The organism is Citrobacter sp. Ce104, assembly GCF_030334595.1.
Taxonomy (GTDB): Bacteria; Pseudomonadota; Gammaproteobacteria; order Enterobacterales; family Enterobacteriaceae; genus Citrobacter; species Citrobacter europaeus.
This window is the reverse complement of sequence record NZ_JAOWDP010000069.1, coordinates 1-12,352: the sequence shown is the minus strand read 5'-3', so window position 1 is coordinate 12,352 and position 12,352 is coordinate 1. Positions and strand designations below refer to the sequence as shown.

10 protein-coding genes are annotated in these 12,352 nt (G+C 51.8%); 2 read left to right on the top strand and 8 right to left on the bottom strand.

What is annotated here, in order from left to right:
• Nucleotides 1-92: 92 nt before the first annotated feature.
• Genes OGW16_RS22790 through OGW16_RS22765 form a run of 6 tightly spaced genes read right to left on the bottom strand, consistent with a single transcriptional unit; the run spans nucleotide 93 to nucleotide 5,364 of the window.
• Complete coding sequence (locus tag OGW16_RS22790; protein WP_075146029.1) at nucleotides 93-611, bottom strand: phospholipase D family nuclease; 519 nt, start codon at nucleotides 609-611, stop codon at nucleotides 93-95.
• A gap of 1 nt (nucleotide 612) precedes the next feature.
• The gene (locus OGW16_RS22785; RefSeq protein ID WP_043016668.1) at nucleotides 613-1,230 is read right to left on the bottom strand and encodes an ATP-binding cassette domain-containing protein; all 618 of its coding nucleotides are present in this window, start codon (nucleotides 1,228-1,230) and stop codon (nucleotides 613-615) included.
• Nucleotides 1,214-2,008, bottom strand: a complete 795-nt coding sequence (locus OGW16_RS22780) for an ATP-binding cassette domain-containing protein (RefSeq protein ID WP_193144949.1) — start codon at nucleotides 2,006-2,008, stop codon at nucleotides 1,214-1,216. Before OGW16_RS22780 ends, OGW16_RS22785 begins: the two co-directional genes overlap by 17 nt.
• Nucleotides 2,002-2,814, bottom strand: coding sequence for an ABC transporter permease (locus OGW16_RS22775; protein ID WP_043016670.1), 813 nt, complete (start codon nucleotides 2,812-2,814; stop codon nucleotides 2,002-2,004). Before OGW16_RS22775 ends, OGW16_RS22780 begins: the two co-directional genes overlap by 7 nt.
• On the bottom strand, nucleotides 2,804-3,778 hold the full coding sequence (locus OGW16_RS22770) for an ABC transporter permease (protein ID WP_047413516.1): 975 nt from the start codon (nucleotides 3,776-3,778) through the stop codon (nucleotides 2,804-2,806). Before OGW16_RS22770 ends, OGW16_RS22775 begins: the two co-directional genes overlap by 11 nt.
• The gene (locus OGW16_RS22765; RefSeq protein ID WP_047411829.1) at nucleotides 3,778-5,364 is read right to left on the bottom strand and encodes an ABC transporter substrate-binding protein; all 1,587 of its coding nucleotides are present in this window, start codon (nucleotides 5,362-5,364) and stop codon (nucleotides 3,778-3,780) included. The genes OGW16_RS22770 and OGW16_RS22765 overlap by 1 nt, the downstream gene beginning before the upstream one ends.
• Before the next feature lie 430 nt (nucleotides 5,365-5,794).
• Between OGW16_RS22765 and OGW16_RS22760 the strand changes: the two genes are divergently transcribed.
• A complete protein-coding gene (locus OGW16_RS22760; protein ID WP_193144950.1) occupies nucleotides 5,795-7,882 on the top strand; it encodes a TonB-dependent receptor in 2,088 nt (695 codons plus the stop codon).
• Nucleotides 7,883-7,986: 104 nt separating this feature from the next.
• Here OGW16_RS22760 and pdeG read toward each other — a convergent pair whose 3' ends face one another.
• Nucleotides 7,987-9,510: a cyclic di-3',5'-guanosine monophosphate phosphodiesterase PdeG gene (gene pdeG, locus OGW16_RS22755; protein WP_087053161.1), complete on the bottom strand. Its 1,524-nt coding sequence runs from the start codon at nucleotides 9,508-9,510 to the stop codon at nucleotides 7,987-7,989.
• A 241-nt stretch (nucleotides 9,511-9,751) separates the two neighbouring features.
• On the opposite strand from pdeG, the gene OGW16_RS22750 reads away from it, so the two are divergent.
• The gene (locus OGW16_RS22750) at nucleotides 9,752-10,024 is read left to right on the top strand and encodes a hypothetical protein (RefSeq protein WP_043016674.1); all 273 of its coding nucleotides are present in this window, start codon (nucleotides 9,752-9,754) and stop codon (nucleotides 10,022-10,024) included.
• 75 nt (nucleotides 10,025-10,099) lie between these two features.
• On the opposite strand, the gene OGW16_RS22745 is transcribed toward OGW16_RS22750, so the two are convergent.
• The coding region (locus OGW16_RS22745) for an autotransporter outer membrane beta-barrel domain-containing protein (protein WP_286518066.1) at nucleotides 10,100-12,352 on the bottom strand (2,253 nt) is incomplete at its 5' end.

Below are 12,352 nucleotides of genomic sequence, written 5' to 3'. Positions count from 1 at the left end.
TTAAAACGAATAGCCAAAATTTCACCCTCAAATCATTTGCGAGTGAAATGTTATAATATAACGTTACATTTAAATCAACGCCGTTGTGAAAACTATTCAACGCTCCGGTGTGCGATTTTCCAACGACTGTCAAAATGGGCCTGATACTGCGCTATAACGGCAGGTTCGCCACGAACGATCAGCACATTTTCGGAGTTGGCAAATTCTGCAGATTTGGCAAAGTTGAACGAGCCGGTTTCCAGTGTGTCGCCATCTATTATCATTACTTTGTCATGTTGGATGTGGTAGTGGCCATCCAGTTGCACATCGACCCCATTCGCGGCAGCGAAAGCGATGGCCTTCTGGCTGACCTTGCCCTGATTTCGTTTTTTATCGATAACCGCCCGAACAACAACGCCCCTCTTTTCGGCATCTACCAGGGCCTGAACAATATCTGCCGACTGAAATGAATAAGCCATCATATCGATGCTGCGCTGCGCATGGTTAATCGAATCCAGCACTAAAACCCGGGCCGAACCTTCCGGCGAAAAGCCCACCTGAATCGAAGCATGCGCGGCAACAACAACTGCACCGCACAATAGCGCAGCCAAACCAATTGATTTTACGCTCACGTTAGATATTAGCCTGAAAGGATGAATCGTCCGAAGAGAGTAGCGCTCGCGTGCAGATCTGATCAAGCAACGCCTGCTGATGGCTGATAATTAGCATACCTAATGGCCGACGCTGACATTCTTCAAGCAGCAGCGCCCAGATATCCCGTTGGATGGAAGGATCGAGCTGGGCGGTAATTTCATCGGCAATAAGAAAACGTGTCCGCGGATCCAGCGCGCGAAGTAAGGCAATTCGCGCCAGTTCACCGCCGGAAAGCTGTCCGGGACGGCGATCCAACCACTCTGAGTTGATGTGAAGACGGGTAAGCATTTCAGCATCAGGTCGCCAGGCATCATGAACCGCATCGCCGGTGCTGCGCCGGGGGTTAAAGGTTAATTCCGGATGCTGGGGCACCAGTTGCACCGGGCAATACTGGTGCATTGGCAGCGGTTGCTCATCAACAACAATGTCACCCGAGGTCGGCTTTTGCCAACCCGCCAGCACGCGTCCCAGCGTCGTTTTTCCGGTTCCGCTGGGCGCGCAAATCCCAATGCGTTCTCCAGGGGGCAGAGAGAAGGTCAGATTTTGCCATAACACTTTTCCCCCCTGACAAATCGTAACATCACGACAGCACAGCATCGCGCTCTCCAAAAAGTTGATTTCTTTCAGGCAGCGCCCGCCATTGTCGTTGCAGATGCTCGCTAATCTCTCCGCGTAACAGCTGCTCCCGGCTGACGTTATCCGACACCCTACCCTGATGCAGCGCGACAATACGATCCGCATGACGGGCCGCCAGCGTGAGGTCATGCGTTACCCACAAAACGCCTGCCCCGTGCTCACAAAGCTCGCGCAGTTGTTCAAGCAGTTGATTCGCCAGCGGCGCATCAAGCCAGGCGGTAATTTCATCCGCCAGAATATAGCGAGCCTGACTCAGAGATGCGTGACAGGCCAGAACACGTTTCGCCATCCCCCCTGAAAGCTGGCGCGGGAAAGCATCTAATACCTGACTTTCCAGTCGGCTACGCTGGAGCAATCGGTCAATTTTTCCGGCATTCCATTGCTGGCCAGAAAGCTGGCTTGCCCTGCGCAGATGCTTTTCAATCGAGAGCAGCGGGTTAAGCGCCTGAACGCCTTGCGGGACATAAGTGAAGGTATTGCCGCGACATTTACGAATATCATCGTTGTCCAGCGTTTTGCCCTCAAGGGTGATAGCCCCCTGGAAGCGCAAATTATCCGGTAAGAGATCGAGCAGGCATTGCAGCAGCAGACTCTTCCCTTCCCCACTTCCCCCAACTAGCGCCACCATCTGACCAGGCGCTACGTCAAAAGAGATATCCTGCAACAGCGAACACCATTGTTTCGCGCCGTACCAGCGATAACGCGCTACATCCAGCGAAACCTGTCTTAAACTCAACATGCGTCACCTCGTAACCATAAACGATGCACCGCCCTTGCGAGCTGATCAAATAACATCACCAGACTGAACAGCATCAGTCCTGGAAACAGCACCAACCACCAGTCGCCATGACTGATAAATCTCAGCGCATCCGCCAGCAGCAGGCCCAGTGACGGTTCATGCGGCGCCAGCCCAAAACCGAGAAAGCTTAACGCCGCGCTGTGCAACACCGCGTGGGGAAACATCAGCAATGTTCCCGTTAACCACTGGGGTAATAATGCGGGTAGATAGTGGTGCCGCCAGCAGTAAAAATGTCCGTGTCCCAGACGCCAGGTCAGCGTCAGATAGTCACTATGAGCCACGCGCTGCGCTTCGGCACGCAGGATCAGCGCCAGTCGCGGCCAGTGGGTCAGCGCAACCGCCATGATCACCCCGTTTTTCCCGCCACCCAGCGTAAAGCAGATCAAAATGAGCAACAGCAGATGCGGCATCGACAGCATGGCATCGGTAATCAGACGCATAAGCACATCCAGACGCGGATGTATGCGCGAAACCGCCGCCATCATTAATGCGATGAAGCCGCTGCACAACGCCGCGCCAATACCAATTTGCAGACTGGTTAACGCGCCCTGAAAGCATCGTGTCCACAAATCGCGACCCAGGTTATCGGTGCCAAACCAGTAAAGCGCATCGGGTGGCAGATGACGGGCAAGCAGATTAACGCTCAACGGATTATCCAGCGTCGCTGCGCCATACACCGCAATAAAAAGCAGGCAGCTAAAAGAGAACAAAAGACGAATTAGCGTCGGCGTTGGGTTATAGAGCATCAGGTCGCTCCAGAGCGCGATTCAACACATGGATAAGCCAGGTTGACAGCGAGTTGCCAATGAACACCAATACGGTACTGAATAACACTATCCCCATCAGTAACGGCAGATCGCCGCGTAACCCGGCATCAATAGTGGCCTGTCCCAGTCCCGGGTAAGCAAACACTTTTTCCGCCAGCAGCGCGCCGCCCAGTAGTTCTCCCAGCGAAGCAAACTGCAGGCACAGCGCTGGCGTGATAGCGTGGCGCAGAACCTGATGACGCAACAGCGACCAACCTTTATCTCCCTGAGAACGCGCAAAACGAACAAAATCACTTTTCATCACGCTGGCGATACTTTCCCGCGTGTGAAGCGTAATTTGTCCCAGTCCCAGCAAACTTAGCGCGCAAACGGGAAGCACCAGATGGCGCAGACGCTCAGTCAGCGTGGCCATATCGCCGCTGTTGCCCGGCTCCCATGCGCAGCAGACCGGAAATACCGGCCAGCGCACAGCAAATAACGCCAGTAACAGCATGCCAATCCAGAAGGTCGGCAGCGAAGAAAGCAAATAGCTGAGGCGACAAATTGCTTTATCCGGCCAGCGATTCAGGTAGCGACCCGCGACAAATCCCATCACCGTTCCCAGTACACCGGAAAGTAACCACGCGCCGCCAAGTAGCGCAAACGAGGTAGCAAAGCGCTCTTTAATCACGCTGGCAACCGGCGCATTAAATAACATTGAATAGCCGAGATCGCCCTGCAATACGCGTATAAACCAGTGAACAAAACGCTCCCATAGCGGCTGGTCCAATCCCCAGCGAGCAGCGATCCGCGGATATTGTTCCGGCGGCACGTGCAGGAGATCGTTGCCGATATAGGCGCGAATCGGATCGACAGGAGAAAAACTGAGCAGCAAAAAAGTGCCAGCCGCAACCAGCACTAATAGCACTATCAGCCGTAGAAAATGGCCCACAACAGACTTCATCAACGGCAGGTCCAGGTCCATTCGTCCAGATTATTGAGCAGTGACCAGCTACCGTGAATTTCCGGTGCGCCTTTGCCCAGGTCAATACACGGATTAGCCAGGTAAGTGTGCTGAATGTTCAGCAGCCAGGCCCAGGCGGCATCGCCCTGCACGCCGGCCCCTTGCTTGCCATCCCACTCCACCTGTTGCCAGAAAGGCAATGCTTTTTGCCAGTCCGGAGCGTCAATAGCCTGTTTAAGATGCTGTTCAACAACGGGATTACTGTAATAGCCCGGATTGTAGTATTCCACGCCCGCGGCCTGATTACTGTAGTGATGGAAAAGCTCCATCGGATCCAGGCTTCCCCAGCCAAACAGCGTCGGATTCGCATGCATATGGCGCTCAACGGTTTCCCAGCTTCCGGATTGCAGCGAGACCTGAATACCCACGGGCTCCAGCATCGCACGTACGGCTTCGGCTAAATCCCGGCGCGTGCTGTCACCGCTGGCGTACCACAGCGTCAGGCGAGCTTCTTTGCCGTCTTTCACTCGTACGCCGTCTTTCCCCACCTTCCAGCCGGCCTCTTCCAGAATTGTCCGTGCTTTTTCGCTGTCGCCATCGTTGAACGCGACGGACTGCCCCTGCCATGGCAGGCCCTGAACCGCGCTATACGCCGGAATCGCATGGCCTTCCATGACCTGTTCGGCAAGCTGCTTACGGTCAATGGCGTAATTGATGGCGCGTCTGATAGCGACATCGGCAGTGATATCGTTACCAATTGGGTAACCATTGGCGTCTTTTTTACCCGCAGGAACCATCGGGAACACAATGCCACGGTTTTCCACGCTGTCGCGAACCCAAAGCTTCAAATTCTGCTGCTGAGGGGCGACTGCCATCGACGGCGCAATACGCACGAGTCCCAGTTGGCCACTGCGCGCTGCGGCATAAGCGTTATCTTCATCAAGGAAGACAAACACCAGCTTACTGAAATCATTTTTCTTACCGGCATACCAGGGGTTAGCCTCCACGATCAACTGCTGCCCCGGCTGAAAACTCACCAGCCGATAAGGACCCGCGCCTATTGGATTTTTGGCGAAGGTTTTTTCGTCATACCGTTTTTCCGGGACAATACCCAAAGAACCCAGCACGTTTACAAAGGTGCTCTGCGGGCTGCGCAGCGTAATTTCTACCGTGCGGTTATCTTTCAGGCTGGCATGGTTGAAGTTCCCCATGTCGATTTTGCCGCCGCTTTTTGCGGCTTTGTTATAGGTGAACACCACATCTTCCGCGGTTAGCGGGGATCCATCAGAGAATTTAAGGTCGGGTTTTAACGTCAATGTCCAGGTTTTGCCATCTGCGCTGGTCTCTACTTTTTCCGTCAGCAGGTTTCCCCAGCTCATATCTGCATTTTGTTTTAATAATGGTGCGTGCAAAAGCAAATAGCTGCCATGACTCCAGCCCAACATCGGGTCAAACCCTTCCGTTGGCTCCGGTCCAATTGCCAGTTTTAACGTCTGCCCTTCGCTCGCATTTTGCGCGGCGAGAAGTGGTGAGGTTAATGCGAGAGTCAATGCGCACGTAAGCAGTGCCAGCTTGCCTTTGATCATTATGTTATCCAGATTTACGTTATTTTTATGCCGCTCAACGATGTCTTGTCGTTTAACGGTCTCCTGGGGAAGGGATTATGGCGGACAGAAATGACGAAAAAAATGATGCGGCGCAGAAAAGTATGACGATTCTCTAAAATTATCATACTTTTTTCTGATACTCCGTTATGAGTACGCACTGAATTACAGAAACAGAGCAAAAGTTAGCCATTTAATTAATGGCAAATTAATGACAATCTAATGATTGCAAATACTAATTATTGGTCTTTTTCGCTATTCCCTTAGCTCAAATTAATGACAATTTATGTATATTTATTCAAGAAAAAGACCAGAAGTGATAAGTTATGTAAATACATAATGATAATTATTTGTATTATCATTCCCATCAATTATCTTACTGCCTTTGAATTTTAACAAAGGAAGTTTGACTATGCGCTTAAAACCTGTTGCTTCTGTTGTTCTGTCCTGTTTAGGATTTTCTAGTCCTCTGGTCTTCGCTGAAGATGTCATGGTGGTAACCGCTTCCGGTTATGAAAAGAAAATCACCAACGCCGCCGCCAGCGTCTCCGTTATTTCGCAGCAAGAGTTACAAACCAATAAATATAATGACTTAGGCGAAGCTCTGCGTTCTGTTGAAGGGGTCGATGTTGAAAGCAGTACCGGTAAAACCGGTGGGCTGGAGGTCAGCATCCGCGGTATGCCCGCCAGCTATACCTTGATCCTGATTGACGGTATTCGTCAAAACGGCAGCAGCGACGTGACGCCAAACGGCTTCTCTGCCATGAATACCAGCTTTATGCCTCCGCTGGCGGCAATCGACCATATTGAAGTGATCCGCGGCCCGATGTCGACGCTTTATGGCTCCGACGCAATCGGTGGCGTAGTGAATATCATCACCAAAAAAAGCACCGATAAATGGAGCACCTCCATCAATACTGGCGTTAACCTGCAAGAGAGTAATAAATGGGGTAACAGTACGGTCGCCAACTTCTGGTCAAGCGGCCCGTTAATCGCGGGCGTACTGGATATGCAGGTTCGGGGGAGCACAACCCAGCGTCAGGGTTCCAGCGTCACCTCCCTGAGCGATACCGCCTCCACCCGCGTACCTTATCCGACCGAATCGGAAAACTATAACATCGGTACGCGCCTCGACTGGAAAACGAATGAAAACAATACGCTGTGGTTAGATCTCGATTCTGCCAGACAGCGCTATGACAACGACGACGGTCAATTAGGAAACCTGACGGGGGGTTACGACAAAACGCTGCGCTACGAGCGTAACAAAGTTACCCTCGGTCACGATACCGCCTTAACCTTCGGCACCTGGAAATCCTCCCTCGGCTGGAATGAAACCGAGAACAAAGGCCGACAACTGGTCTCCTCGGCACTCACGCCAGAGAACGCAGGCCGGGCCGGTGATGCGCGTGAACTGAAGAACACCAACGTCATCCTGGACTCAGTGCTGCTGACGCCATTGGGTGATTCGCACCTCTTAACCCTCGGTGGGGAATATTGGGATGCACGAATGAAAGATGGTGTGGTGCTGGCCAATACCGGTGAGACGTTCCACCAAAAAACGTGGGCAGCCTATGTGGAAGATGAATGGCATATTCTCGATTCGCTGGCCTTAACCGCAGGAACACGCTATGAGCATAACGATGTCTTTGGCGGTCATCTCAGCCCACGAGCGTATATGGTCTGGGACGTTTCCGACGAATGGACGCTCAAAGGTGGCGTAACGACAGGTTATAAAGCCCCCTCGCTGAGCCAGTTGCATAACGGGATCAGCGGCGTAACTGCGCAAGGAACGGTGAATACGGTCGGTAACCCGGACCTCAAACCGGAGGAAAGTCTCAGCTACGAAACCGGGCTGTATTACGAGAACGATGCAGGGCTTAACGCCAACGTTACTGGCTTCTATACCGAATATAAAAACAAAATTGTCTCATATTCTATCGATGATAATACCAACAGCTATACCAACAGCGGCAAGGCAAGGACCGATGGCGTTGAATTTGCCAGCACCTTCCCGCTGTGGTCAGATGTGCTGACCTTATCCCTCAACTATACCTACACCCAGAGCAAGCAAAAAGATGGTGACAATAAAGGCGCGCCATTAAGTTACACGCCAAAACATATGGCTAACGCCCGCCTGAACTGGCAGGCAACGGAAGATATGAACGCCTGGCTGAGCGCACGTTATCGCGGTAAAGCTCCACGCTTTACCGAAAATTACGACAACCTCAGCGCGGTACAAAAGGCCGTATATGACGACAAAGGCGCTGATTTAAAAGCCTGGACCGTTCTCGACATGGGGATGTCTTATAAGCTGACCAAAGACCTGACGCTTAATACAGCGGTTAATAACGTGCTGGATAAAGACTTTAGTGAAGTCAAACTGTACCAGGTGGGCCGTAATAGCACCTACGCAGGTGATTATTATCAGACTGCGCAATCTACAACCGGATACGTAAACCCGGGTCGTAACTACTGGGTTTCTCTAAACTATCAGTTCTAATTTTTACAAATCCTGCTGGCCGAGCTATCACATGTATCTCAGTCAGCAGGAGCTCAAGATCTATAAGGCAACAGATATTCTTCTGGTACCGAGTTAATCCAGTTTTATTCGACAAAAACATTCACTTTAGGTTTTGACAGCAGAATAATGACGAACTCAGTGAAAGTTACGGGCTTATAGAAATAGTATCCTTGCAGGAAAACGATGTTGTTTTTATTCAGGTAATCAAGCTGCGCCTTTGTTTCAACCCCCTCTGCAACGATGCTTAAAGACAGTTTACGTGCCAGTTCAAGTACACAATCTAAAATCCGGGTTGAATCGGGATGCTCATTTACCCTTCCCACAAAGCTCTGATCGATCTTGATGTAATCAATATGCAAATCATGCAAATAAGAAAGGCCAGAATAACCGGTACCAAAATCATCCAAGGCGATCACAAAGCCATTTTCATGGAGCGTATTGAGTCTCTGCACAAGATCCTCGTCCACATCCAGCGGTTCGCGCTCAGTGACTTCGATGACCAGATTGAGATCATCGCGGTTAAAACTGTCCCTGTATTGCAGGCACTCATGCACGAATGTAGGGGATATGATATGGGATGCGCTGTAGTTAATACCGACATGGAAGCCGGGTGGCAATTTGCTGGAAATAGAGTTCATATTCGCAGCGACCTGCCTCATCAGGCTTTGTGTTAGCGGCACGATCAGACCTGACTTTTCGGCGATGGGAATAAAGGAAGCGGGAGAGATATACCCGACCTTCGGATGTTTCCATCGGGCCAGCACTTCAACGCCACGTAACGTCCCCTCTCGACCATTTACGATAGGTTGATAAAAAGGCACGATCTCTCCTTTTGCTATCGCCCTACGCAACGTTTCTTCGGGGGTATCATTCTTGTTCAGATATTTATCAATGGCATAAGCGGCTGCAACAGAAATTAACAGGACAAAAACCAGAATTCCTGAGCCTTGTGTAACCAGCCTTTTTGCACTGAATAATGGTGGTTTATTATAAATAATACTGAACGGATACTTTGCGGAATTCACCTGTCCAGACGTACGAGTACTTGCTGTGACGGTTTTCACATCGCCCACTAAACCGAGTACGTTATCGCCCACGAGCAGTGAGTATGCCGCACCCTTTAATGGAACTTTTAGAGCGCCACGAATATGCACCCCACTGATCGTGACAATAATACGACTGGTTTGAAAACGAGTTTGATACAGCAGAACGGGTATCTCGTTTTCCGTATTGCCTGCGGGAGTCAGCAGCAAATTTGAATCAGTTATTACAGGAATTCGCTTAAGTAAGATCCTGTTCCCCGGCAAAGACGTACACCAAACTTTCCCCTGCCGGATAATGATCAGCGTTCGCAAATGAGGCCGAAGCGCTGCCTCGGTTCCAAGTTGGTACTGAGCATCCTGGTCACATTTTTTTTCAGCGATACGCATGGCTGTACCGGTTGCCTGGAAAGCCTCATCGAGGATGTTATCCATATTTTTCGCGGCATATCTGGCTCCTCCAAGAGTTTCCAACGAGGAGGAATACCAGAGCTGCATATTGAGAATAAAAACACCGATGAATAAAAGGCACACCGCAGCAATTACCGGTAACAATGCTTTGCGCATTCTCGTGTCCTGTGGCAAAAATTAAAAACTCATGATGATGAACATTTACGTGTTCAAATTTATCTCTACAGAGCATGGTAGACAGAAACAGAAACCGCCATAAGCCCAGTCACTCTTCCCCAATAAAAACGTAACCGTATAATTTGTATATAAAAAAATCACTAAAAATAGCATTACATAACCGGCGTAGTACCTCATCCAATTTTGCTATCATAGAAATATACGAATAAGAGGTGAGCCAATGAAAATCTTTATCACTGACAGTGACGGGAACCTGATTCCTGTTGACGGAAAAAGCGTTGTCATCGAATTGAATAGCGGCGGCACTATCGAGATCGCCGAGGAGTACAGCCGGGACGATGTTCCTGAAGGTATTAATTTGTGGGGCGGACGAGAACCCTCCCCTTCACTCTCATTCGAGGAAATCAAAGCCAGAACTGAAGGCCTTGGCGTTTATCCCATCGCAGCCAACGCTCTGCATGTATTCCCGTACAAACTTTCATCAAAAGAATAATTGCACTCATTATTGGGTTTAAAATAACCAGACTGACATATGCCAGTCTGGCTGAACTTGCCCGGCAGAATCAGCTTAGAAGTTCCATTTCACACCGACCATCGCAGCGCTGTCGTTATAGCCTTTGTCGCCAGCCTGGACCCCGATGTTGCCCCACAGATTAAGACGCGGACTCACCTGTCCTTCCACACCCACTTTTACTTCGGCGATATTTTTCGCCCCGTCCTGACGAACATTCACGCCGTCCATGGTCGTACTGAAATCTCGTGAATTGTGCAGCCAGTTCAGTTCGGCAAACGGCTGGAATTCACGCTCTTTACCGTTATCCATCTGATGATGGCTCTTAATCCAGGTTTTCAGGCCCAGCCGGGTCTGTACATTGCCGTTACCGTTGCTGGTGATACGGGTGCCGTTGCTTTCCTGATGATCGTCCGCCTTCACGCCCATCCAGACCGCCTGCGCCTGAGGCTGGATGTACCATTCATTCAGCGTGCCATGACTGCCGGCAAATTCGCCCATTTTCTGGGCATATCCCATTTCCAGCGAGGCGGTCACCCCTTTCGATTTATATGACTCGCCCTGCAGATCATCGCCTTTAACATTGTTATCAAACCAGCTGTACTGAGCCCAGCTGTCCAGCCAGGCGCCGTTATGCGACGCATCATTGGCATACCATGTGGCATACACGCCGGTACTGTAGCCATTGACTGAACCCCGGGAACGATAACCCGTGCGTGATGACCGGGTGTTACTGTGGTCGTTCCCGTAGCCCGCCATCACGCCCAGGTGCCAGCGGTCAAGTCCGTTCTGGCTCCATTGCGCAATGTCGCCTCCCAGCTGCAATACATAACGGTTGCTCTGGGTTTTCAGCTGGCCGCTGCCGTCACGCCAGTTGTTGTGCCCGCCAACGTGGCGCATCCACATACTGGTGACTTTCTGCTCGCCGGTCAGGGCATCGGTATACTGCGTTTCGCCCAGGCGATCGTACAAACGGGTGACGAACATGTTGTTGGCTGCCGCCAGGTTAGCCGTGTAGCTGCCGCCTTCCGGGCGCAGATCTTTATCGGGATCCGGATCCGGATTTGGTTCGGGATCCGGATTGGTTTTGCCGCTGGTCAGATACCAGTTGCCGCTGTTCTCATCCTGACCGCGCCCAAGGCTGTAGTCATATGCCCCTGCCACAATACGGCCAGCCTGGGTGAACTCACCGTCCGATGCGCCATCAACATGAATAACTTCGATCCCATCAATCGTGGCGGCCCCTTTCCCACCGGCGTTGGTGACGCTGACGGAGGTGGTGCCACTGGTATCGCCTTTCACCACCAGCTTATCCGTAACGGAATTGTCATCCCCCAGCGCGGTATTCAGGGAAAGATGCCCACCATTCCCCGTATAATTGCCATTGACCACCAGCTGGTTACCGGCCTGCTGACCATTCACACCGGTTGCGAGGGTACCGCTGTTAACCAGGTCGCCCCCCACCGTGAACAGGAGGTTGTCGCCGGTCCCGGTTCCCACCTGCAGCACACCGGCGTTATTCACATGACCTGCAACGCCCCCCGTGCCCGAGAGCATCCCCGCAGCCGCAATGTTGACTTCGCTACTGGCCAGCGTGACCGGAGATGTGCCGTCCCCCAGTACCAGGCCGCCCTGCTCAATCTCCGTTTTGCCCGTCCAGGCGGCGTTATCGCCGACGGTAATGGAGCCGGCTCCCAGCTTGGTCACGTCCCCGCTACCATAAACATCGTTATTAAGCTGCCAGTCGGTATTACTGTTCAGCACCAGTGAACCGCTGTTGCTCACCTCTGCGCTGCCCAGATTTTCTGCAGTAAACACGGTGAGCCGGGAATCCGCATCCACAGCAAATTGCCCCGTAAAGGCGCTGTTGTTGCCCACCAGCGCGACATCGCTTTCGCTGAGTTCAACCCGTCCGGCATCGCTGATGCTGTTGTAAAGCGCGCCTGCGGCCTTGCTCATCGTCAGCGTTCCCGCCGCCACAATATCGCCGGTGCCAAGGCCCAGCGTGGTGTTCATCAGCACGCGCGCGCCTTCTGCAATGGTCGTTTTTGCCGTCAGCGTGCTGTTTTCACCGGTGATGGTCAGCGTGTCGCCATTGATGTTCAGCGCGCCGCTTCCGGTCAATATCCCGTCGGCTGTTCCGCCCTGCGCCAGGGTCAGGCTACCGCCATTGATGTTCAGCAGTGAGTCAGCCGCCGCCGTCAGCTTACCGACAGTCTGGCTATAACCGTTCATGTCAAAACCGGTATCAGCGGCCAGACGCAGTTCGCTGGTCTGTCCCAGAACATTATCGTTTTTCATCAGCAGGTT